The sequence below is a fragment of the Paenibacillus vulneris genome (assembly GCF_039543185.1).
Classification (GTDB): domain Bacteria; phylum Bacillota; class Bacilli; order Paenibacillales; family NBRC-103111; genus Paenibacillus_S; species Paenibacillus_S vulneris.
In genome coordinates this window covers 602279-626484 of sequence record NZ_BAABJG010000015.1, presented here as the reverse complement: position 1 = coordinate 626484, position 24206 = coordinate 602279, and the positions used below count along the sequence as shown (strand labels likewise).

General features: G+C 48.6%; 16 protein-coding genes and 1 riboswitch. Of the genes, 14 read left to right on the top strand and 2 right to left on the bottom strand.

What is annotated here, in order from left to right; translation table 11 throughout:
* The first annotated feature begins 41 nt into the window (after positions 1-41).
* Complete coding sequence (locus ABEA66_RS16355) at positions 42-1328, top strand: ABC transporter substrate-binding protein (protein ID WP_345588928.1); 1287 nt, start codon at positions 42-44, stop codon at positions 1326-1328.
* Between the two features lie 45 nt (positions 1329-1373).
* Here the strand turns inward: ABEA66_RS16355 and ABEA66_RS16350 are convergent, their stop codons facing one another.
* Positions 1374-2213 (bottom strand): helix-turn-helix domain-containing protein, encoded by an 840-nt coding sequence (locus ABEA66_RS16350; RefSeq protein ID WP_192702376.1) that lies wholly within the window; start codon positions 2211-2213, stop codon positions 1374-1376.
* A 252-nt stretch (positions 2214-2465) separates the two neighbouring features.
* Here ABEA66_RS16350 and ABEA66_RS16345 point away from each other — a divergent pair, with 252 nt between their 5' ends.
* The 10 genes from ABEA66_RS16345 (at position 2466) to ABEA66_RS16300 (ending at position 19056) form a co-directional block, all read left to right on the top strand.
* Positions 2466-3908 (top strand): LamG-like jellyroll fold domain-containing protein, encoded by a 1443-nt coding sequence (locus ABEA66_RS16345; RefSeq protein WP_345588925.1) that lies wholly within the window; start codon positions 2466-2468, stop codon positions 3906-3908.
* A gap of 37 nt (positions 3909-3945) precedes the next feature.
* A complete protein-coding gene (locus ABEA66_RS16340) occupies positions 3946-5733 on the top strand; it encodes a family 43 glycosylhydrolase (RefSeq protein ID WP_345588923.1) in 1788 nt (595 codons plus the stop codon).
* Positions 5734-5839: 106 nt separating this feature from the next.
* Complete coding sequence (locus tag ABEA66_RS16335; RefSeq protein ID WP_345588921.1) at positions 5840-7636, top strand: cache domain-containing sensor histidine kinase; 1797 nt, start codon at positions 5840-5842, stop codon at positions 7634-7636.
* A complete protein-coding gene (locus ABEA66_RS16330; RefSeq protein ID WP_345588919.1) occupies positions 7629-9239 on the top strand; it encodes a response regulator transcription factor in 1611 nt (536 codons plus the stop codon). The genes ABEA66_RS16335 and ABEA66_RS16330 overlap by 8 nt, the downstream gene beginning before the upstream one ends.
* 115 nt (positions 9240-9354) lie before the next feature.
* The gene (locus tag ABEA66_RS16325) at positions 9355-10938 is read left to right on the top strand and encodes an extracellular solute-binding protein (protein WP_345588917.1); all 1584 of its coding nucleotides are present in this window, start codon (positions 9355-9357) and stop codon (positions 10936-10938) included.
* 27 nt (positions 10939-10965) lie between these two features.
* Positions 10966-11922, top strand: coding sequence for an ABC transporter permease (locus ABEA66_RS16320; protein WP_345588915.1), 957 nt, complete (start codon positions 10966-10968; stop codon positions 11920-11922).
* 13 nt (positions 11923-11935) lie between these two features.
* Positions 11936-12829, top strand: coding sequence for a carbohydrate ABC transporter permease (locus ABEA66_RS16315; protein ID WP_079911548.1), 894 nt, complete (start codon positions 11936-11938; stop codon positions 12827-12829).
* Between the two features lie 25 nt (positions 12830-12854).
* Positions 12855-14870: an alpha-L-arabinofuranosidase C-terminal domain-containing protein gene (locus ABEA66_RS16310; RefSeq protein ID WP_345588912.1), complete on the top strand. Its 2016-nt coding sequence runs from the start codon at positions 12855-12857 to the stop codon at positions 14868-14870.
* 13 nt (positions 14871-14883) lie between these two features.
* Positions 14884-17256: a glycoside hydrolase family 43 protein gene (locus ABEA66_RS16305; RefSeq protein WP_345588910.1), complete on the top strand. Its 2373-nt coding sequence runs from the start codon at positions 14884-14886 to the stop codon at positions 17254-17256.
* A gap of 36 nt (positions 17257-17292) precedes the next feature.
* The gene (locus ABEA66_RS16300) at positions 17293-19056 is read left to right on the top strand and encodes a glycoside hydrolase family 2 protein (protein WP_345588908.1); all 1764 of its coding nucleotides are present in this window, start codon (positions 17293-17295) and stop codon (positions 19054-19056) included.
* Between the two features lie 133 nt (positions 19057-19189).
* Here the strand turns inward: ABEA66_RS16300 and cyoE are convergent, their stop codons facing one another.
* Complete coding sequence (cyoE, locus tag ABEA66_RS16295; protein WP_345588906.1) at positions 19190-20107, bottom strand: heme o synthase; 918 nt, start codon at positions 20105-20107, stop codon at positions 19190-19192.
* A 102-nt stretch (positions 20108-20209) separates the two neighbouring features.
* On the opposite strand from cyoE, the gene ABEA66_RS16290 reads away from it, so the two are divergent.
* The 3 genes from ABEA66_RS16290 to metE all read left to right on the top strand — a co-directional run bounded on the left by ABEA66_RS16290 (position 20210) and on the right by metE (position 23493).
* Positions 20210-20821 carry a TetR/AcrR family transcriptional regulator gene (locus ABEA66_RS16290; RefSeq protein ID WP_345588904.1) on the top strand — a complete coding sequence of 204 codons (612 nt, stop codon included), beginning with the start codon at positions 20210-20212 and terminating at the stop codon, positions 20819-20821.
* Between the two features lie 157 nt (positions 20822-20978).
* Positions 20979-21104, top strand: coding sequence for a hypothetical protein (locus ABEA66_RS16285; RefSeq protein ID WP_256865394.1), 126 nt, complete (start codon positions 20979-20981; stop codon positions 21102-21104).
* A gap of 97 nt (positions 21105-21201) precedes the next feature.
* Entirely contained in the window at positions 21202-23493 is a 2292-nt protein-coding gene (metE, locus tag ABEA66_RS16280; RefSeq protein WP_345588901.1) for a 5-methyltetrahydropteroyltriglutamate--homocysteine S-methyltransferase, read from the top strand.
* A 367-nt stretch (positions 23494-23860) separates the two neighbouring features.
* Positions 23861-24067: riboswitch (cobalamin riboswitch) on the top strand.
* Positions 24068-24206: the final 139 nt, after the last annotated feature.

The following is a 24206-nucleotide window of genomic DNA, read 5'->3' as shown; positions in this document are numbered from 1 at the left end:
GCAATGTATGATTGGAATAAATAGAAGAAAGGGGTTTCAGAATGAGAAATAGGAATAAAGCACTGAACCTTGCATTGATCGGTATGGTAGCGATGACTACTGCTTGTTCCGGTTCCAATCCCTCACAGCAGGGAGCCAAAGAGGAGGAGAAGAAGGAGCCGATTAAGCTGACGGTTCTTCAATATCTGCTCACGGTGACGGATGAGGACTTCAACAAACTGATTGCCGAGCCGGTAAAAGCCAAATTTCCGCATATCACGATGGAGCTGGTTCGTAAACCGGCCAATCAATCCTTTGAGGATATGCTTACTGCCGGGACATTTCCCGATCTGATGCTACAGGCTAATTTTGATATTTATAAATATACGACGCTCGGACTCGCCGAGGATTTAACCTCGCTGGTGAAGAACAACAATGTCGATTTGTCGCAGTTTGACCCGAATATCATTCAAACGCTGAAGAGCTATGGAGCCAAGGGCGAGCTGTATATGCTACCTTTGTACAGTAATCCTGCAGCCTTGTACTATAACAAGGATATTTTTGACCGCTTCGGGGTCCCTTATCCAAAGGATGGGATTACATGGGATGAAGTGATCAGCCTCGCGCGCCAATTAAGCAGAACCGATGGTGGCCAGCCGTATTACGGTCTCGATCTGATAGCAGCCCCGCGTATTTCGGCATCGATGATGCTTCCGCTGTGGGATCCGGGCTCAGGCAAAGCGGTTCTTACGACCGACAGCTGGAAATCGTACTTCGAGATGTACAAGTCCATTAAGGATATTCCCGGCAACCAAACGAAAGGAATATTCAACGACTTTGAAAAAAATAAAAACCTGGCTATGATGGTCGCCTATAACCGGTTAACACAGCTCGAGGAGCTGCACAAGGCAGGCACCGCGCCGAATTGGGACATCGTGACCTTCCCGAGCCGCAAGGAAGCGCCATTGGTTAAAGAAACTGATGTGTCCGGCCTCTTATTATCTACCAATAGCAAGCATAAGGAAGAGGCATTCCAAGTGATGAAATTTTTGGCGGAGAAGGAAAACCAGGCACGAATGGCCAGAAGAGGTCTTATCCCGGTCATTAACGATCCGGAGGTGACGAAGGAATACGGAGCGGACCTGTCATCTCTTCAAGGGAAGAATGTACAAGCCCTGCTGAAGATGAAAATCGGGCAAAATCCGCAGCCGACGGAGTATGAAGAAATTATTAAAGACGTCATCAATAAATCCATGACCGAGTACCTGAAGGGGAGTGTGGACGTCAATTCGATCCTGAGACGGGCAGAGGATGATGCTAATAAAAAAATAGCCGAAGCCAAAAGATAGCTCTTTTCGGTTCCCTAGCCTGTGGTACTCATGTCAGCTAAGCTTTTATTGAATTTTACTAAATAGCTTGCGAAAAGCACTAGGTCTTACACCGGTTTTACTTTGGAACAGGTTCGAAAAATAATGCGGGTCTACATAGCCGAGCCTATAGCCAATGTCGCTTATGGAGAGTTGGGTGTCGAGCAGCATCAGCTTGGCGGATTCAATTTTTTTGGTAATGACATAGTTATAGATGGTCGTTCCGACTTCTCTATTGAACAACCGATTCATTTGCCGGGTGGAAATGCCCATATGCGAAGCGAGCTGGTTCGAGTCGAAAGGCTGAAGAATGCTGTTATCCAAAAATTGCTTTATAGCCTGCACCGTGGATGATAGCGCTTCCCCTCTTTTGCGCAATGCTTCGGAGAGAGTGACAATTATCCGCATAAGGATGACCTGCTGCTCGCTTTGCATTTCTTCGACCGATTTAAGTTTAGCGCTTTCAATGGCTTCTTCAAAAAAAACTCCCGTCCCGCTATGCGGAATGACGACATGGGGAAGCAGCTGGTAAGCTTCAAGCATCTTCAACACCCAGTTGCCGCTGATGTTTAGCCATATATAGGACCATTGCTCATGGTGGTTAGGGTCGGAGGCAACTTCATGATAGCAGCCTGCCGGAAGGATGAACACGTCTCCTTGACGGGCGAGATAGGAATGCGAATTGACCTTAACACTGCCTTGACCGGATAGTACGAAGCCCACAACGGTAATTTGGGCGAGCTTTCGTATATTGCGGTAATCCGTATCGCAGTAATTGATGCCTAGAAACTGCACGCTAAGAGGAGGAGGGTCTCCTAACGGAGGCAGGTGATAGATGGGGCCATGCTTGCCGGGTTTGTTCATCATGTTCATCAAAGCTCCCTTAATGAAGTGGTTCCTTGTTCCTATTATCTTATCATGATTTGCCGTAATAGGACATGGCGTAATAGGACATGTCGCTCATTAGATAGGAGCGCTGGATATCTTTTGAGCAGATGGAATAATATAGGCGCTTGGGTGTCCTTTTTCCTCACCTGTAGCACCGATTTCTCTATTCAGTAGTCAGAGCCATCAAGATACAATGAACATAATTCACAACGAAGATAGGGGAAGATACAAGTGACAGAATCAAGCATAAGGCGTCAGAATCATAAGAATGCCTATCTTATGGGCTACTTCCGTTCAGGTCCCGGACAAAGCCACTTGGCTGAAAAATTGCATTACGCCTACAGCCGGGATGGACTCCGGTGGTACGAACTGAACGGAAACGAGCCGGTCTGGGAAACCGGTTTAGGAGAAGGCATATTAAGGGACCCTTTTATCGGCAAAGGGCCGGATGGGAAATGGCATTTGGTCTTTACCATGCGCCCTCGAGGGCCGCTGATCGGATACGCGTCCTCGGATGACTTAATTCATTGGACAGAGGAGCAAGCGCTGCCTGTCATGAAGGATATCCCGAATACAGTCAACAGCTGGGCGCCTGAGTTTACCTATGATCCCGTTCAAGAGTATTTTTTGGTGTATTGGGCTTCCAGCACAGGGAAAGATTTAAGCAATAGCAAACACTATTGCGTGCAAACGAAAGACTGGAAGACTTTTACCAAGGCCGAACTATTCTATGATCCGGGTTTTCAAACCATCGATGCAAGTCTTGCTCGGCATGAGGGAAAATATTACATGGCTGTCAAAGATGAAAGTCATGTCTACGAGCCGTTAAAATATCCGCATCCGCCAATGAACTTCTTGGCGGTGTCTGATCAGCTGGAAGGTCCGTATGAAAGAATTCCTGGCGTTCAAACGCCGGACTATACAGAAGGCCCGGAATTTCTATGGATCGAGAATGAGAAAAAGTGGCTGCTGTACTACGATTATTGGGCTTATGGAAAATTTGGCGTTATGGAGTCTGCCGATATGGTTCATTGGTCCAAGGAATTGGAGGGGGAGAAGACTCGGTTCCCTTACCGCGCAAGACACGGCACGATGTTTCCCGTCAGTGAGAAGGAACTTTTCCGTTTGTTGGACAGGTATGCTTTGCTGGCACAGTACCGCACACGTACATATTCTCCTGTCAGAGTTGCCGTTGAAGGAGCGGAGGGCTTTTTTCATGATGCCTTCTCCATGAGATCCATAACGCTGGAAGTTCGGCCGCAGTCTGATTTGGTCACCCAGGTATTGATCGATGAAGGCGATTCTATGAACGGGTTAGCTCTTCGTATCCGGGATGGCCGATTGGAGGCAGCTGTGTGCTCGAACGGGAACCGGCTCCTTATTTCCAGTGAGCCGTTGCAGCTAAATTTGACGCAATGGAATCATGTCGCATTGACTTATGATGAAGGAAAGCTGTGCCTATATATAAATGGCGGCCTCGCAGGGGAAGGCAGTGCATCGTTTGCCCTAGTTAGAGCCCATGATAGTGCAGGGGGCTACGGGGGAAGATTTGGGACGGATGCCTTTGGCGATCAAGGATCCGAAGCTGCCTTTGACGGAGGCATTAAGAATGTGCGGATCTATTCCGTCCCGTTACAGCTAGAGGATATTAGGGCAACGACTGCCTCCGAATAGAACATTATGAAGCCGAGACAGGGAAAGGAGCCGCAACATGAGTGATAATTTTCTGATACAGCCGCCTCATCCGGAAACAGAATGGTCTGCTTGCACGGGATATTCCGAATCGGCCGCACTCGTCAAGAGCATAATGGACATCCCGTTGAAGGATGCAAGCATTTGTGCCGGGCCGGATCACATGTACTATTTAACCGGAACGACGGACGGAAAGAGCGTGCAGGTATGGTCTTCTCCCGATCTAACGACATGGACGGGGCCAGCGGTCGTATGGAGCCTGGAGCAGGATGGAACGTGGCAAATAGAGGGTGAAGGCTCCCATGGGATTTGCGCACCGGAAATCCATTTTATGCGTAGAGCATTCTGGATCACATACGGGCTGGAGCAAGGCGGAACAGGCTTGCTGCAGAGCCTGTCGGCTTCAGCCTATGGCCCTTACCGTGATATGGGAAAGATGACGTCAGACGGACAAGACGCCTCTTTATTTGAGGATGATGACGAGGCGGTATATTGGGTATATGGAAACGGCAAGATAGCACGAATGAATGCGGAGATGACAGGTCTGGAGGAAACGCCCCGGACAGTAGGGGTGCAGCCTTGGAAGGCAGCGGGACGTGAGGATCATCCGTCCTATTCAGGGAACCTTCAGGTAGGAACGCACGGCGCTTTTCTAGCCAAGCTGGATGGTTATTATTATCTATTTTGCGCCGACGCGCTTAAGCGAATGGACAGCGATAGTGTAGATACTTTTGTAGCGGTCAGCCGATCGATCTACGGTCCTTACAGCCGACGGTATTTGGCGCTTCCGAATGGTGGGCAGGTCTCACTATTTACCGGCTGGGACCAACGGCTGTATGCCTCGTTCTCAGGCTGCGGGAGCTACTCTCCTGTAGAGCATTATCCTGCTGTTATACCCATGAACCTCGCAGGTCCCGGATTCATTAGACCTGTTGAGGAAGCGGTGCTTGAGAAGGGACCCATAGGAAGCCTTAAACCTGTCGTAGACTTTCTGATTCGGGACCCGCATATTAGCGTAGGGCCGGATGGGACGTACTATTTGACGGGGACCTCAGATAAGCCGCACCGAAATTTTTGGGACAGGAATAATCAGCTCCACTTATGGAAATCCCAGGATCTTAAGGAATGGACTCATCTGGCTAAAGTATGGGACCTCGCCGAGAATGGCACTTGGGAGAACAACATTTATGAGCATCCATGCCTCTGGGCTCCGGAGATGATTTATTTGTACGGCACCTTCTGGATCACCTATTCGCTTAAAGGCGGAGGTACCGGGCTTATTAAAAGCGTGTCCGGGCAAGCAGAAGGACCCTATATCGATATGGGGCGAATGACGAATACGGATATTGATTCCAGTCTGTTCCTGGACGATGACGGTCAAGTATATTTTGTATGGCAGGACGGCAAAATTGCCAGAATGAAGAAGGATATGACGGGCTTTGCGGAAGAGCCCCGTAAGCTGTTATGCTCGGACGGACAGCGTGTCGGCTATGAGGGCGCATTTATCGTAAAGTATCAAGGCAAGTATATTCTGGGTGCGGCGGAATGGAACGGCGATAAACGGGTGGACGGCACCTACGACTTGATGTATGCCGTTGCCGACGAGCTGTACGGACCTTACACCCCGAGGAGGGTGGCGGTTCCTCACGGAGGGCACGGAACGATGTTTATCGATCGTGAGGGGAGGCTCCGGTCCACCTTATTTGGCAACGATCGTACCGCTCCCTTCCGGACCCGAGTGGGTATCGTCCTACTTCAAGGTGAAGAAGCTGGACAGGGGCTGCTCATAGAGCCGTGCTTCGAATAATCCAAAACATGGATCAAGCTCTTCCGAGGGCTGGATTCATGTTTTTTTGGTAACTCGTCAAATACCAAGTAATATTATAGAATTAGTGGTAGAAAGGAGGTGCCTCATGATAAGATTTTTTTCTATTAAAAAGCTGATTTCCCCGACACTAAGCATTCAAGGCAAAATCTTTGTTGCATTTAGCCTAGTCACCCTGCTTGGCATCGCGGCCGTCACGAGTATCGTCTACCTGTACATGAGGGAAACCGTCAAGAACAATGCGATTACTTCTGTTATGGACAGCATTAGGCAGGCTGACGAGTCCTTAAATCTTCGCTTGGAGGAAATCGGCCGCTTAAATACGGTCGTTGCTACGAATAAAACCGTACTGAATACGCTGCAAAGCGATACCGAGGAGCCAAGCTACGAATGGTTCCAGGAGCAAAAGCAGGTTGAGGAGTTCTTATCCGCATTGATTGCGTACAAGCCCTATATTTCACGAGCTTCCGTGATTGGATTGACCGGGAAGGTGTTTTTCGTCGGCTCCCCGTGGCTGGACAAGAGCGTGATGCATTCGCCGGTGATAGATTACTTGCTTCAAAACGGCTCCGGGCATGCGTATTTTCATCATACGGGCTCCAGCGATACCATTGTAACCGGCCGTGAGCTTCGGTATAACCGTAAATTTATCGGGCTTGTCATGTTTGATCTCAACTATGAGTTTATTAAGAAGACTTACGATGTCAAGCCCACTTCGGACAGCATGCTGTTCGTCTTGGACGAGAAGAATGAATTCATCTACCAGCCCGGAACAGGGGGTGTTAATCAGGAGACGATCATCCAGCTGAATCAGCAGCTGGGCGGTTCAGACACATCGGTGGAAAGGATCATCGATCGAAAATCCTACCTTGTGATAAGCCGGAAATCGGCGAATACGGGCTGGTCCACGCTGGCGCTTGTCCCTATGGAATCACTATTGAGCGAAACGGTACGCATTCGTAATGTACTGGCTGAAGTAGCCATCATCGTCTTTGTAATTATCGTTATCGGTACTTTGCAGGTTTCTTCAAGAATAACAAGAAACATTCGCAAGCTAAGATCCATGATGATGCATGTGATGGATGGTAACATGACCCTTCCGCACGTAGAAATTCGTTCCAAGGACGAAATAGGACAGCTCTATCACGTATTTAAAAGCATGGTGGAGGAGTTAAGACGGCTGATGGAAGGGATCGTGACCACCGAGAGAGAGAAGCGGGAGGCGGAGCTCGCGGTTTTGCAGGCGCAAATCCGTCCGCATTTTTTGTATAACACGCTGAACACGGTGAAATATTTGGCCAAGCTTAACGGTGTACCCAATATTGTAGAAGTATCCGGGTCCTTGATCGAGCTTTTACGCGGTGTGCTGGGGAACTCGAATGAGTGTCTCACTCTCCAGGAAGAATTGCAGTATGTCCGCAGCTACGTCACTATCGAAAAATACAAATATGTGGAGCCTATTCGTTTGACCATTGAGATTGAAAGGGACGAATTATTACAATACCAGGTTCTTAAGCTAATGCTGCAGCCTATTGTGGAAAATGCCATTATTCACGGAATAACTTCCACGGAGCATGAAGGTATTGTCCTGATTCGAGTATATAAGGATGAGGAGCATGAAGAACTGAGAATCGAAGTCAGGGATAACGGCAAAGGCATGTCGAAGGAGCAAATAGACGCGCTTTTTGAGGCTAAGGATGGTCAGGCAAGCTCACGCTTTAGCGGCATGGGGGTCCGCAATGTACATGAACGCATAGTTCGGCTGTATGGGGAGCCTTATGGCGTATCCGTGCAAAGCGAGCCTGGCATGTATACGAAGGTGCAGATTCGGTTTCCGCTGCTTCCGGGCTCGGATTGTGTAACAGGGGGGATGAAGTATGTTTGAAGTCCTATTGGTCGACGATGAAGCCTTGGCCCGCAATGATGTGAAAGGGATGCTGAACTGGGAGAAGCACGGATTCACCCTCTGCGGCGAAGCGGCGAACGGAGCAATGGCCCTATCTATGATCGAGCAGCATTCTCCGCATATTGCGATCCTGGATGTCAGCATGCCGACGATGAATGGCTTGGAGCTGACCCGCATCATTAAGGAACGCTTTCCCAAGATCAAGATGATTATGTTAAGCAGCTTTGACGATTACGATTATGTCCGGGATTGCCTGAAGAATGGAGCTATGGACTACTTGCTTAAACATCGTTTGACGCCGGAGGCGCTTCTCACGCTTCTGAATAAAGCGGTTGAAGATTTGCAGCTTGAAGAACGGGAGCACGAAGCCCGCAGCGCTCAGACCAAAATGATGGAGCGTCTAAGTCCCGTCATTTACCGCGAATTTGCTGCCAATTTGGCAAGAGGGGCAGGGGAGGCCGGTGAGGAGCTGGAGGCTTATGCGAGAGACCATCAGCTTTATGCTCATTCTGTAGTATACGGAAGCGCAGCAGTGCAGATCATTCCTTTTCTGCTGTTGACGGAATCCTTCACGGATGTTCAGAAAAACAGGTTCGTGCAGCAAGCGACGGATGTGATGCAAATGGCTATCGGAGACATTCATAAGAGGACGGTAGGCTATGTGGGGGAGGGGCAATTTATTGTCCTGTTTGCCTCTGAGGACCGAAGCGAGCATACGGTTACAACCCAGATCAGCCAGGCTATGAGCAGCCTATCCCATTCATTAGAAAAATTTCTGAATTTAAAATGCCTCTATACCATAGGACCGCTTTGCGGCCGGTTACGGCAGCTAGGTGCCAGCTACAGCAAGGCCAACCAAGAAATTACCGGTCTGTTATATTCGGGCATGAATGTATCCGCGCAGAGGGAGACTCTATGGATGGAGGAGCAGAAGCAATTGCAGCTGTTTCTGGAGCAGTTAGACGCGGAGAGAATTGACCATGTGCTTTCCACTGTGTTCGCTTCGCTACAGAGCCTGCCTGTTTACTCCATGAAGGTACAAATGATAGTTAGCGAACTCCTCCGGATCGTTGAAAGGTTCAGAAAACGACATGTTCCTGATCCATCAACAGTAGACAACGAACGGATTCCGTCACGCAGCGGCCTTGGACGAATAGGAAGCGTTGCCGAGCTGGAGCAATGGATGAAACATTACTACTCTAGCGGAGTTGAGGAGGTTAAGAAGCAGAAGCAGCATACCGGAGCAACCTACTCTCGTCATGTTGTAAAAGCTATCCAATTCATTACGAACCATTATGCCTCCAACATCTCATTGGATGTCACGGCGGATGCCCTGATGCTTAATCCCTCCTACCTGAGCCGATTGTTCAAGGAGGAAACGCAGATGACGTTCACGGAGTATTTGAACCGGGTTCGAATCAAAACAAGCTGTGTCCTTATGGAATCCGGCGCTTATTCGTTAAAACAAATTAGCAGCCAGGTAGGTTTTTTGAATTATACTTACTTTTTTAAAGTATTTAAAAGTATAACAGGAATGACGCCTCAAGCGTACATGGATAGCCTCAAACCGTCAAATAAGTAGAATGGAATGTCATATATTTGGAACCGCCGAGTGAAGAGCAGGCACTATAATAAGATCAGACCTAGAAAGCGCTTACTTATCTAGGGTGATAATCAACGATCGGAGGAACAAAGGTATGAAAAGAAATTGGGGGACGATAGTGCTTTCCACCTTGGTAGTTTCCGGATTGACACTGACCGCATGCAGCTCGGATGCCCCGGGCAAAGAGAAAGCGGATGGCTCCAACGCAGATGCTGCGAAAGGCGTCTCTTCGGCTGGTTTTCCTATAGTGAAAGAGCCGATTAAGCTCAAAATGTTCACAAGAATTGCGCCGACCAACGGGCCGTTCAAGGAGGTGCCGGTGTTCCAGGATTATGAAAAAATGAGCAATGTTCAGGTGGAGTTTATCGAAGCGCCGACAGACGGGTTTAATGAGAAAAAGAACCTGCTGTTCGCATCGAACGAGCTCCCGGATGCTTTCTATCGCTCAGGCCTAACTCCATTAGAGGCTATTCGCTATGGCTCCGGAGGACAACTAATCCCGCTTGAGAAGCTGATCGACTCGTACGCTCCAAACCTTAAAAAGCTGATGGACACGTATCCGGAGATCCGTTCAGCCATTACGACGCCTGAAGGCCATATTTATGCCATCCCTGGGATTGTAACCGTTAACTCTGCCAGGACGGATAAAAGATGGATGAATCAAGGATGGCTGAAGAAGCTGAATCTGAAGGAGCCTGAGACCACAGATGAACTGTACGAGGTGCTGAAGGCTTTCCGGGATAAAGATCCTAATGGCAATGGTAAGCCAGACGAGATTCCAATGACGGCACGCAACGGCTTAAGCATCGTCCCTATTATGGCGGGATCTTTTGGCCTGGATTTCCAGCTAGGCTATAACATCAACCTTGAGAATGACAAGGTTAACATCTGGATGGGGAATGACCGGAATAAAGAGCTGTTGATGTATCTGAATAAGCTGTATTCGGAAAAGCTGCTCGATCAGGAGCTCTTTACGCAGAAGGAGGCTCAATATCTTGCCAAGCAGGGCACAGGGAATACCGGATTCTTCTTTGATCAGACGAACAACCCTATGCTGGATACCAAAGTGGCGGATCAATATATCGGGATAGCTCCGGTCAAAGGGCCTCACGGGGACAGACTGCAGCTGGCCGCTCCGGTACCGCGGGATTTTGGAGCTTTTGCCATTACCTCGGTCAATAAGTACCCGGAAGCAACGATGCGCTGGATCGATTATTTCTACGGCGACGAGGGCTCCACTTTATTGCGCTTCGGACGTAAAGGCGACAATTATGAGCTGAAGGACGGGATTCCCTTCTACACGGATGCTTTCTTGGCTACTGGGAATCAATCCAAAATCACCCCTTACGCCGGGGGCGGGGCACCGCATCTGATCAGTGAAAAGGTCGCTTCCTACATTAACCCGCCGCAGGTGCAGGAGGCCCAGAAGAAGCTGGATCCGTACATGCCGAAGATTCGTTACGCTGCGCCGATGTTCGACGAGGATACCGCTCAGAAAATCAACGTGCTGCGCAATGATATCGATAAATATTACGAGGAGCAGAGCACCAAGTTTATAGCAGGCGCCCTAAGCTTCGACAAGTGGGGAGAATTCCAGGCTACGCTGAAGAAAATGAAGATTGACGAGCTGCAAAAGCTGTACCAGGACGCTTACGATAACCTCAAAAAGCAAAAATAAGTTCATAAGATGGTTGGAGGGCTACAGATGAAGACTACAGCCAATACAGCCGGCGTTGCGTCTCGATCCAGATCGAGGCGCTCCAGCCTCTGGAGAGCTATGGCGAGCCGATACGATCTCTACCTTATGCTGCTCGTTCCTATCCTATGGTACCTTGTGTTCCATTATGGGCCGCTGTACGGATTGCAAATCGCATTTAAGAATTTCAGCCCGACCAAAGGGATCATAGGCAGCAAATGGGTGGGGCTAGATCATTTCGAGCGTTTTATAGAATCTTACTATTTCTGGAGATTGTTGTGGAACACGGTGTCGATCAACTTATTCTCCTTGCTGTTTGCATTTCCAATTCCGATTTTACTCGCATTGCTGATTAATGAAATCCGCAGCAAAGCATACAGCAAGATTGTGCAGAACGTCACCTACATCCCTCATTTTATTTCCGTCGTCGTGATGGTGGGCATGCTGATGCTGTTTTTTTCTCCGCGAGGAGGTCCTGTGAATGCGATCATTGAGGCGTTCGGAGGAGACCCGGTTCGATTTCTGGATTCGGCTGCTTGGTTTAAGCCTCTTTTTATCGGCTCGAATATATGGCAAAACATGGGGTGGCAATCGATTATATATATTGCGGCTCTGAGCGGGGTCAACCCGCAGTTATATGAAGCGGCCAAGATGGACGGAGCAAGCCGGCTGCAGCGGATATGGCATGTGTCCATTCCGGGTATTCTACCTGTTATCGTGATCCTGCTGATCCTAGATGTAGGGCATTTTATGAATGTCGGCTTCGAGAAAATTTTGCTAATGCAAAATAATCTGAATCTGGAATCGAGCGATGTCATCTCCACCTTCGTCTACTCAACAGGGATTCTAAAAGGAGAGTACAGTTACACGGCGGCCATCGGCTTGTTTAATTCCGTCGTTAACTTGGCGCTGCTGGTACTCGTCAATCGCTTTGCCCGTAAGAAGGCGGAGACAAGCTTATGGTAAGGAGGTGCATACGGTGAGAGAACTAGTACGCAAGAAAAGGAACTCGGATGAAGCCATATTCGATATTGTCGTCAACTTGTTGGCCGCACTCATATTGATTGTCGTGCTGTATCCGTTGTTATTTATTGTCAGCGCCTCCTTTAGCGATCCTGCATTGGTACTGAATGGGGAAGTATTTTTGCTGCCCAAGCAGGTGACTCTGGAGGCCTATCGGAATGTACTTCAGAACGATCAAATATGGAACGGATACGGAAATACCATTCTCTATACGGTGGTAGGTACGGCGGTCAATCTTGTTATGACGACGTTAGCGGCCTACCCGTTATCAAGACCGGACCTCCCCGGGCGGGGTGTCATTATGTTTTTTGTTACGCTGACGATGTTTTTTAGCGGGGGGCTCATTCCATCGTATCTCCTAGTTAAAAATCTCGGCATGGTGGATACGATGTGGGCACTGATCATCCCGGGGGCTATCGCCACTTATAATTTGATAGTCATGAGAACGTATTTTCAATCCAGCATCCCTTGGGAAATCCAGGAAGCCGCCCATATCGACGGCTGCTCGAACTGGAAGCTGCTGACCCATGTCATCCTGCCGCTTTCCAAACCGATTCTGGCGGTGATGGTGCTGTTTTATGCTGTTGGTCATTGGAATTCCTTTTTCAATGCCCTCATCTATATCCGCAGCAAGGATATGTATCCGCTGCAGCTCGTGCTGCGCGAGGTGCTGCTGATTAGCCAGGCGGATGCCGTGGACAGCAATGTAGGATTGGAATCGAAAGTATTGCTCGCCGAGAGCATAAAATATGTGGTCATCATTATTTCCAGCTTGCCGGTCCTGTTGATGTATCCGTTTGTGCAAAGACATTTCGTCAAGGGCGTTATGATCGGTTCTTTAAAAGGATAATGGAAGGAAGGATGAATGGAGTTCTATGATGCAATCAAAAGCTAAAATAAAGTTGGATACAAATCAAATCGGCAAAGATCGAATCAATCCGTATTTGTTCGGTCATTTTGTAGAGGACATTCGTGATCATATGGATGCCATGCTGGCGTATCCTTTGTCGGATATGGATTTTGAAAGTACGGATGCTACGTACCGGGGGCTTGCCGGATGCTGGCGTCCTTATACGAACGGGAAAAGCACGGTCTACGCTCTTGAACCGGCTGCTGCCCGTCATTCTGGCCATAGTCAGCTAGTGCGAAGCTTTAGCGATGACCAGGCGTATGCCGGCATAAGCCAAAGCATTGCCGTGAAAGAAGATCGGGATGGTTATCATCTGAAGCTGTATGCAAGAGCTTCTATCGAGATCAAATGGCTCGTAGCCGAGATCGTGGATAAGCGGAGTGAAGAAGTGCTCGGTTCGACGCGGTTGGACCTGGTCAGCCATAACTGGGAGCACTATGAGTCTAACATCAGGGTGTCACGTGATTGCGAGCAAGCGGAGTTCAGGCTGTACGTTCCTTCGGAGCATGAGCGCTGGATGGATCATGTATCGACGGGCATGCTGTGGATCGACCATGTATCGCTTCTGCCTTCGGACAGTGTAGGCAATGTTCGTAAGGAAGTTATCGATATGACCAGGGACTTGAATGCCGGCATGATGCGGCTCGCAGGCAATTATATTAGCGCCTACCATTGGCAGCAGGCGATCGGTCCTGTATATGAGCGGCCTTGCATAATCAACGAAGCATGGGGCGGATGGACGAATAAATATTTTGGTACGGATGAGTTTATCCGATTTTGCTGCGAGCTGAACGTGGAGCCGCTAATTTGCGTCAACGACGGATCGGGTACGCCGGAGGAAGCGGCCCAGTGGGTTGAATACTGCAACGGAGCTGCCGATACGCCAATGGGTAGACTGAGAGCCGCTAACGGTCACATCGAGCCGTATGGGGTGAAGTATTGGGAGATCGGCAACGAGGTATGGGGAGCGTGGCAGGTCGGTCATTGCAGCGCAGAGCAATTCGCGGAACGCTGCGTACGGTTTGCCCAAGCCATGAAGGCTGTAGATCCCGAAATAACACTGCTGGCATGCGGAGATGTCAAGATGGATTGGAACCGGACCTTGCTCGAACGGGCCGCCGAGCATTTCGATATCATTACTCTGCATTTATATCACGGTTATGGCCGTTTTGGGATGAATGAACGTACGCCAAAGGAAGAACGTTATAAGGCAATGGTCACTTATCCGGAATGGACTAGAGATACTTTGGAGAAATTGAGGGAATTGCTCGGCTCCTCTGATCGATACCACCACCTGAAAGTGGCGATCACGGAATACAACACGATGTATTATCCGAATACCGTCCGTAAAGGGCTTCCTAACGAACACACTCTGGAGGCTGCTGTCGCGAATGCCGCCAATTTGAATGAATTTATTCGAAATTGCGATTTGGTTGAAATCGGCAGCTTCTCCGATCTGGTCAACGGCTGGCTCGGAGGATGTATCCGAGTAGGTGATACCTTCGCGGATCAGTTTCGCGGCAAAACTCCGGGCTGGAGCGGTAAATCGCTGACCGTATATGGGACGCCAAGCTATTATGTTATGACAATGTATGCAAATAGAGACTTGGCCTATGTGGTAGAGAGCCATACGGAATGCGGCAGCTTTGAGGCTCATAGCCCTCTGTCCGAAGCGCCTCGGCTAAGCGGCCTGCCGAATTTAGATGTTGTCGCTTGTGTGAATGGCGAGGAGGATAAGCTGACGGTCTTTATCGTTAACCGCAGTCTCGAGGAGACGATCACCGAGGTGCAGCTGGACGAATTTGCGGCATCGGGGACAGCTCAGCTGCTGGAACTGACCGCGGAAGATTATGAAAGCATCAATAGTGTGCACAATCCAAATCACGTTGTCTGTGTGACCCATGAAATACCATTTTCTAACAATCAAGTGATTTGCCGTTTGAAGGCGTCCTCTGTCTACGTCTTGGAACTATCACGTTAACAGGTCGTGACCCATGGAAAGGATGGTACGGATCAAGAAAGCAGGGCTCATTATCGGAGCTGCGGTTGTCATTCTTCTGTTAATTTGGATGATGATAACTCAGCCTTGGGAAAAGAAAGGAGCGGATCGAATGCCTCTATCCATGCAGCGGACGTATGAGAATCCGTTCACATTGGATCAGGAATGGGAGGATTACGGAATCGGCGATCCCTATGTTCTCCGTTATGACGGCAAATATTATCTATATTGCAGTACGAAAGACCGCAGAGTCGGGATCAAGGCTTGGAGCTCCGATGATCTTGTAAATTGGCGATACGAAGGTCTGGTGACGGAGGAGCCCGTTAGCGTTGGTGCCTATGCGCCGGAGGTTGTCTATTGGAACGGCGCGTTCTATATGTACACGTCTCCGGCGGGCAAAGGCCATTACGTCCTGCAAAGCGACAAGCCGACGGGTCCTTTTGTGCAGAAGACGGATAATCTCGGCTTGACGATCGACGGCTCCGTCTTTATCGATGACGATGAGAAATGGTATTTCACTCATGCCAAATTTGGAGGCATCATGGCGAGTTCAATGACCGATCCGTACACGATCGAACCGGGCAAGCAGTTAAACGCTTCGCTCGGGCATTGGACCGAGGGGTCGATGATTATTAAGCGCAGCGGACGCTATTTCATCACCTACACCGGTAATCACGTGTTCAGCAAAGGATACCGCGTTAACTACGGAGTGTCTCACGATTCTCCGACAGGAATCTATACGATACCGGAGAACAATCCGATCCTGATCTCCACGGACAACGACTTCAATGGTCTCGGCCACAGCGCAACCGTCATGGGCCCGAACCTTGATTCCTATTATTTGGTTTACCATAATCTGATCGGACGTTCTGCGGAAGGTCCGCCGGTACGCAAGCTGAACATGGATCGCCTCGTATTCAACGGCGATAAGATGTCGGTGCTTGGGCCGACACATGGAACCCCGCAGGAGGCTCCGGAACCTCCGGTATTCCAGGATCGGCCGGGTGCTGTGCCTTCCCCAGATAAGTGGGAGCCGGCTGCTCAACCTGGTGGCGGTGAGATTCTGGTGAGCCGAGCTAGCACAGGCAGCCGTTACACTGCGGAATACAGCTTTAGCTTGGAGCAAGCTCCGAATACCGGGACAGCGTCTTCGTTGGATGTATTGTTTGCTTATGCGGACTCGGCAAATTACCGAATGGCCCGGGTGGATGCGAAGACGATGCAGCTGACGTTAATCGATCGTGTGAACGGTGTCGAGTCAGCTTCTGCTGTGATTCCGCTGCCCAAGGGTACTGACTTGACCAAGCTGCATACGGTTCGTATCGAATCGGATTCAAGCGGCACAAAGCTTTACTGGGACGGGCTGCTGAAGATAGAGCAAGCTGTAATGGCCGCAAAGCCCGGCCGCATCGGCTATGCTTGGCCGCGTGGAGCGAAGCCGGAGCTGCACTATACCGCCTTCTCTAACGAAGCGGGCGGCAGCAGCGATTCGAAGGCGATCAAGCCATTGCCGGGGACGCTGGAGACTGTTCATGGTGTAAGAGAAGGCAATGCATTTGTTCGTTCGGGGATAACATCTGATGGCAGCGATGCTGTGATCATGACCGAGAAGGGCGACAGCCTCTCGTTCCCGGTGAATCCGCGCCAGGACGGCTCTTATCTGCTATCCGTTAACGCTTCCAGGTCCTCAGCGGGATCTACGCTGGTGATTGAAGCGGGCGAATCGACGCAGGAAATCAAGCTGGATGCTTCCTTATTCGCAGAGGATGCGGAATGGACGAAGGTGCCGCTAACCAAGCTTGAGATGAAAGCAGGGCCGCAATGGATGATCCTTCGCCTCAAGAAGGGCGAGTTGGCCTTAAGGTATGCGGAAGCGAGTCTGACGGAGCCTGTACCGAAGCAGCAGTCTGTTATCAAGCCGTCGGAAGTCGGCATGGTCAACCGATTCGGCGGGAATCCGCGTTGGTCGGACTATACGGTAAGCTTCGATGTAACCCTTAAAGAAGCTGCAAAGGACGAGTTGGGAGTTCTGCTGCGAACGTCCAACGAGTCTGAATTCCGCGATCAGGTTAAAGATGCTTACATGGGCTATGCCCTTGTATTTCGGGGTGACAAGGTCGTTCTGACACGCGTGAGCTACGAGAATTCAGCGGAACAAGCGTTCGGCGCTCTTGCCTTTCAGGCTGGACAGACCCGCCGGGTTACCGTAAAGCTGAAGGGAGCTTCGATTGCGGTTTACTCCGACGACGGCAAGGAGCCGATTTTGAAGTGGACGGACCCGAATGCGTTCCTTGTAGGCCGGGTAGGGCTGCGGGGCGCTTCGACAGCCTGGACGGTCTCACCGCTTACCGTTAGTGAGAACAAATAACATAACAACTTGAACTAAGGGAGCGTTAGGAAAGAGATGGCAACCAAAAAGTATATAAAAAATTATCCAAGGCCTCAATTTGTGAGAGAGAATTGGGTCGACCTGAACGGAGAATGGCGCTTCGGCTTCGACGATACCCACTCCGGTGAGGCCGAGGGCTGGCAGCGAAGCTTCAGGGGAGACCGAACCATTATCGTCCCCTTCACTTACGAGACGAAGGCGAGCGGTATCGGTGAAGAAGCTCATCATCCATGTGTCTGGTACAACCGATCATTGGACATTCCTTCGGAGGCCGCAGGCAAGCGCATCCTTTTGCACTTTCAAGCGGTCGATTATATAGCCAAAGTATGGGTGAACGGTGAATACGTCGGAGGGCATCAGGGCGGCTATTCGGCATTTTCATTCGACATCACGCCATACGTGACGTTCGGTGCGCTGAATGAGCTTACGGTTAAGGTAGAGGACAGTAAGGACGCTACGCAGCCGCGCGGAAAGCAGCGCTGGGTGGATGATAATTTCGAATGCTTCTATGTGCAGACGACCGGGATCTGGCAATCCGTTTGGCTTGAATACGTGGAGCAGGAATACGTCGATTCGGTGAAAATTACACCGGACCTCGATTCCAATACTGTGAAATTCGAGTATCAGGTCAAAGGAGAGCTGCGAGCAGATAGCGCGCTTCGGCTGGAAACGATCATCACCATGAAAGGCCGGCAGGTCAAACAGGCAAGCCTGACGATCGACCGCCATTGGCTGGCGCTAGAGGTTGACCTCGTTCATGAAATGAACGGACCGTGGAAGCGCTGCTACTGGTCGCCCGCTCATCCGAATCTGTACGATGTGGAGTTTATTCTGTACCGCGACGACGAAGTGATTGACCATGTCTACTCCTATTTCGGCATGAGAAAGATCTCCATTGAGAAGGACAAAGTGCTGCTTAACAATGTACCGATCTACCAACGGCTGCTGCTCGATCAAGGCTATTGGCCGGACAGTCATTTGACGCCTCCATCCGAGGAAGCACTAATTGAAGATATCGATCTCCTTCTGCAGATGGGATATAACGGTGTCCGCAAGCATATGAAGGTGGAGGACGCAAGATTCCTGTATTGGTGCGATGTCAAAGGCGTGCTGGTCTGGTCGGAGATGGCAGCAACCTTCGAGTTTAACGATCAAGCCGTGCAAAATTTCACAATCGAGTGGATGGAGGTTGTCCGCAAGCAATATAATCATCCCTCCATCATTACGTGGGTTCCTTTCAATGAATCCTGGGGCATCATGAACATATTCAAGGACCGCCGGCAGCAGCAGTTTACCGAGGCGATCTATCATCTGACCAAAGCATTCGACCCGAACCGTCCGGTCGTAACGAATGACGGTTGGGAGCATACCGTGTCCGATATTTTGACGCTGCATGATTATGTTGAGAGGAAGGAGCAATTCCTGAACCGCTATGCCGGTAAGGATGACATCGTCAACAACCGGAAAACGTTTAACCGCTGGAAATACGCTTTCGCGGACGGCTACAGCTATCAAGGGCAGCCGATTATCATCAGCGAATTCGGCGGCATCGCCTTCAAGTCCGACAAAGGCTGGGGCTACGGCGGGCAGGTGGCTTCGGAGGAGGCGTTCCTGGAACGGTTCCGCGGCATTCACGAAGCGATCAAACAGACGGATTATATCGTAGGGTACTGCTATACCCAGATTACCGACGTCCAACAAGAGGTGAACGGGCTCTTGACGGAGGAGCGTAAGCCGAAGGTGCCGATGGAAAAGATCAGGGAAATTAACCTCTCCTAACGAGTAACAACCGATTCTAATGGGCTAGCTGCAAAATCACCTTTTTCTGACCTACGGGACAGAGGGAGGTGATTTCGCTCTAAGAGGCTTACTTGATTGATTTTCATCATTCTCTCTATCCGTAGCAGCAATTTTATAAATCAAAAATAATACCCATTAGGGAATAAATAATGACAGTTGAAAAAAGAACTGTCATATAGATCAGGGAGTATACAAACATTGATTTTGCCCACTTCTCCGAATCCATCCTCTGGTAACCGAAAATACTTAAACCAAGCCATATAAGACTTAAAAGGAGTGCCACTAACATAAGTCCAATGCTTAAAGAACTAAAAAGAAAACTTATTATAATTAATACAATTAAATAAATGTTAGTTTGCAAATATGTCCTTTTAATTCCTTTTACAACTGGCAACATAGGAACCTTTGCAGCCTTATATTCATTGTGTTTCCTAATAGCTATTGAATAGAAATGTGGCATTTGCCAAATAACGGTGATGACAAACAGTCCGAGGATCGCGGGATGTGTGATGTCTGGATGTATAGCAGCCCATCCAATGAGAGGCGGCATCGCTCCAGATATACTTCCAATTTCTGTATTGTAAACAGTTCTTCTCTTACTCCACATCGTATAGGGGAAAATATAAAAAAATAAACCTGCGAACCCTAGGATTGCAGCTAAATGAGTTGTTAATGCTAAAGAAATAATTCCGAAAATAGACATGAAGATACCAAGCCATAATACTGTATTAGGATTTATTTCTCCCGTCACGGTTGGTCTGTTTTTGGTTCTCTGCATAATGGAATCAATGTCTCGGTCATACAAATTATTAAAAGCTCCTGCTGCTCCTATTACTAAAATAGAACCTATAAAAGCAAATAGTATCTCAGGCAATTTTTCAAATATACTGATTTTATATGTATACAATGACAATGTTAATCCAGCAAACATTGGAATCAGATTTGATTTTATAATCCCTGTTTTAACTGTTTGAGCCAAAATATTGGTTAAAGACTTACTTTGGCTTATAAGGTTTTCCTTCTCTCCCATTGTTTTCTTCTCCTTTATTTGCGGATACTTAACAGAATTTATATACTAAATGGTATATTAATTCTATATGGTATGGTTGTCAAGAAAAGGAGGAAGAGGAGCTTGCTTAGACGAAGACTATCGCAAAAGGAGCGAAAAGAGGAAACACGGAAATTGCTTTTAGAGTCTGCTGTTCAAATTTTCGCCGAGTTTGGCTTTCATGGGGCTTCTGTTGATAAAATTGCAGAGCATGCTGGATTTAGTAAAGGGGCTTTTTATGCTAATTTTAATTCCAAGGAAGAGCTCTTTCTGGCTCTATTGGAAAAACAAATGCAATTACATGTAGACAAGATCCATCGAGTAATAGACCAACAGCATCCACTTTCACACTTTATAGAAAAATTGGACCAATATCCCATTTATATTAGGGAAGAAAATCGAACGTGGAGTATGCTTAATATGGAATTTCTTCTTTTTGCGATGAGAGATGAGTCAGTCCGATATAAATGGTCGAATATGATAACCCAATCAGTGGAACAAATATCCCAATCTATTGAAAAGTTGATGAAGAAAGAGAATTATGAGTTTGGTCTTTCGTCAGAAGAAATTGCATGGACTATTCTTTCATTAGAAAACGGCATGGCTATATTTAGTTATATTAGTCAAGATAATGTTCCACCTAATTTATTCGGAAAAGCATTAAAAAATATGTTCATGCCCCCTTGCTCTCTGTGAACAAGCTACTGGTGGTTAAGAATTCGTACATGCCATTGGGAAGATCGATCATTGGTACTTTGTCATTGACAATGATGGAAAAGGACATTGGGTCAATCCATCCAAAGAGATTGCCTCACGGATTACGGGTGATTATGACGAGGATGCCAAGCTTGGCGTGAAGCTTAGCGGCGAAAGTCTGGAGCTTAATGAATCATCCATTGCGTTCGATATTCCTTATGCGGATGAGGAGACCATGAACGGAAGCCTTGAAGCAAACGATAGCCCAACTTATGCGGTATAGCCTGCGGCTATAACTAGATATAGTATAATCCAATTACTTTATAGCAACCAATCTGTGGTAAATTTCTTTATAACCAAATTGTAGAGGAGTTTTTCACATGGTAAAAAGCAGCGTATTAGGCTATCCGCGTATTGGTGCTGATAGAGAATGGAAGAAGGCTCTGGAAGCGTTCTGGTCAGGCAGGTTGGAAGAACAAGATTTTCGCAGTCAGCTGCAGAACATTCGTTTGGGTCATTTGCGCAAGCAGCAGGAGAAAGGAATTGACCTCATTCCGGTCAATGACTTCAGCTATTACGATCATATTCTGGATACGGCAGCGATGTTCGGCATTATTCCGAGCCGGTTCTCGTATACAGGCGGAGCCGTTCCTTTGTCCGTATATTACGGGGTAGCCCGCGGGACCGAGGGTGCCGCCGCAAGTGAAATGACCAAATGGTTCAATACGAATTACCATTATATTGTTCCTGAGCTTTCAGGAGCGTCGCCGGTGCTTACGGAGAATAAGCCACTTGAAGCTTATCGTGAAGCGAAGGAGAAGCTTGGTATTGAAGGAAAACCGGTTATCGTTGGGCCGTTGACCTTCTTGAAGCTTTCCAAAGGATACGCTGCATCGGAAACGGACGCCTGGCTGGATAAGCTGCTGCCGCTCTATGTGCAGTTACTTCAGGAGCTTGCGGCGGAAGGCGTTCAATGGGTACAGGTGGATGAACCGATTCTTGTAACCAAGCTATCCGATGAGGACGTACAGCGATTGAAGCATATTTATGAGACCTTTGCCGCAGCAGTACCCGGCTTGAATCTTATGCTGCAAACGTACTTTGAATCGGTAGAACGATACAGTGACATCGTCAAGCTTCCAGTTAAAGGAATAGGCCTTGATTTCGTTCATGGATACGACGGAAATCTGAATTCAATTCAAACAATTGGCTATCCGCAGGACAAGGTTTTGGGTGCGGGAGTCATTGATGGCCGCGGTATTTGGAAGGCGTCGTTAACCGGAAAGCTGGAGTTGTTGAAAGAGCTTGCGAAGGCAGTACCTGCTGACCGCTTGATTGTTCAATCTTCGTGCAGCCTGCTTCACGTACCAGTAACCGTAGAGCGGGAAACGAAGCTCACCTCCGATTTGAAAGGTGCTCTCGCGTTTGCCGATGAAAAATTGAACGAGCTCGTCCTATTGACCAAAGCTTTCTCCTCAAAGGAAGCCGTTCAAGGAGAATTGGAGCAATATGATCGTGCCATTCAAACGCTTCAGCAATCCGCCGAACGAAACCGCAGCGAGGTTCAGACCGCCGTTGCAGCTTTCAGCTCTCAAGATCCAGTACGTTCCGCTCCATTTGCAGAACGCTATGCAGCTCAGCAGGCGAAATGGCAATTGCCGCTATTTCCGACGACAACCATCGGCAGCTTCCCGCAGTCCGCTGAGGTGCGTAAAGCACGTCAATTATGGCGTAAAGGGGAATGGAACGACAAGCAGTATGCTGAATTTATCCGCGAGCAGATCGATACCTGGATCAAGATCCAGGAAGAAATCGGCATCGACGTGCTCGTACACGGTGAGTTTGAGAGAACCGACATGGTGGAGTTTTTTGGTGAAAAGCTCGCGGGATTTGCATTTACCCAAAATGGATGGGTACAATCCTACGGTTCCCGCTGCGTCAAGCCGCCGGTGATCTACGGAGATGTAGCGTTCATTGGTGAAATGACCGTTGAAGAAACCAAATACGCCCAGTCGCAGACGAGCCATCCTGTAAAAGGAATGCTGACAGGACCTATCACCATCATGAACTGGTCGTTTGTCCGTGAGGATATCCCGCGCGAGCAGATTGCATACCAATTGGCTTATGCTCTCAGACAAGAAGTAGAGGCGTTGGAGAAGGCAGGCATTGGCATGATTCAGGTGGATGAACCGGCAGTACGAGAGGGATTACCGCTTAAAGAGTCGGAGCAGGCAGATTATCTTGCATGGGCTGTCAAAGCCTTTCGCATTGCCACCTGCACAGTTCAAAAAACAACGCAGATCCACACCCATATGTGCTACTGTGAGTTCCATGACATGATAGATTCCATTGAAGCGATGGATGCGGACGTTATTTCCATCGAGACATCCCGCAGCCACGGTGAATTAATCCACAGCTTCGAGTTGAATACCTATAAGCTGGGAATCGGCTTGGGTGTGTATGACATTCATAGTCCGCGTATTCCGAGCGTAGAGGAAATGACGGGTATGATTGAACGCGCATTGCGTGTGTTAGATCCCAAATTGTTCTGGATCAATCCGGATTGCGGTCTGAAGACACGCGGTCTTGAAGAAACGGTTGCATCCCTTCGCAATATGGTGGAGGCGACTAAGACGGCGCGTGCCAAATACGAGCAGTCCGCGGCAAAATAAGAAGCAGGGTATAGGCCGTAATAAGACAGAGACAGACGTTACTTTGAATTGAAAGGCAATTCCATTGGATCTGTTCAAGCCGATGGTGAACAGCGGTATTCGTTTCGCGGAATGTGAAAGATGTAGCAGTTCAATTTTCTTTGTACCCAGGACTAAATAACTAATTTTTCGGATGATTAGGACCTGCGCAGCATGCGCCGGGTCTTTTTTGTCATCGACAAAAGGCTTGCTGCAGCAAGTCTCAGCGGCATTTTATATGCATGAAAATGACTGTCAGCTGTAGGCTGAAGTCTATGAAAATACTAAAACAAGGGCCATCCTATCCATTGACAAATACCATATATTGATATAGATTATTTATTGCCAACTATATATTGTTGTGACAGGTGCTTTTCGTTCAATAGAACGAGAAAGCTTAATAGGGAAGTCCGGTGAGAAGCCGGCGCGGTCCCGCCACTGTAAGAGAGGAGGATCGGTCTTGTATGCCACTGGCTTGGGAACCAAACAAGCTGGGAAGGCAGATCGATCATGATGATTCTCTAGCCAGGAGACCTGCCTGATCATTGACACGGCCTGCGGAGAACAGGAAGGTGTCCGTTACGTCTTTAATGAAGTATGTACATTTGCATGCTCGTTTCAGCGCATTCGGCCCTGTTAGCCGAACGCGCTTTTTTATGCCTGCTCCGCGGGGACTAAGGAAGGGGAAGAAATGC

Coding starts and splice junctions, on each gene's coding strand:
- ABEA66_RS16355 (WP_345588928.1), top strand. CDS start 42: ATGAGAAATAGGAATAAAGCACTGAACCTTGCATTGATCGGTATGGTA.
- ABEA66_RS16350 (WP_192702376.1), bottom strand. CDS start 2,213: ATGATGAACAAACCCGGCAAGCATGGCCCCATCTATCACCTGCCTCCG.
- ABEA66_RS16340 (WP_345588923.1), top strand. CDS start 3,946: ATGAGTGATAATTTTCTGATACAGCCGCCTCATCCGGAAACAGAATGG.
- ABEA66_RS16335 (WP_345588921.1), top strand. CDS start 5,840: ATGATAAGATTTTTTTCTATTAAAAAGCTGATTTCCCCGACACTAAGC.
- ABEA66_RS16330 (WP_345588919.1), top strand. CDS start 7,629: ATGTTTGAAGTCCTATTGGTCGACGATGAAGCCTTGGCCCGCAATGAT.
- ABEA66_RS16325 (WP_345588917.1), top strand. CDS start 9,355: ATGAAAAGAAATTGGGGGACGATAGTGCTTTCCACCTTGGTAGTTTCC.
- ABEA66_RS16320 (WP_345588915.1), top strand. CDS start 10,966: ATGAAGACTACAGCCAATACAGCCGGCGTTGCGTCTCGATCCAGATCG.
- ABEA66_RS16310 (WP_345588912.1), top strand. CDS start 12,855: ATGATGCAATCAAAAGCTAAAATAAAGTTGGATACAAATCAAATCGGC.
- ABEA66_RS16305 (WP_345588910.1), top strand. CDS start 14,884: ATGGAAAGGATGGTACGGATCAAGAAAGCAGGGCTCATTATCGGAGCT.
- ABEA66_RS16300 (WP_345588908.1), top strand. CDS start 17,293: ATGGCAACCAAAAAGTATATAAAAAATTATCCAAGGCCTCAATTTGTG.
- cyoE (WP_345588906.1), bottom strand. CDS start 20,107: ATGGGAGAGAAGGAAAACCTTATAAGCCAAAGTAAGTCTTTAACCAAT.
- metE (WP_345588901.1), top strand. CDS start 21,202: ATGGTAAAAAGCAGCGTATTAGGCTATCCGCGTATTGGTGCTGATAGA.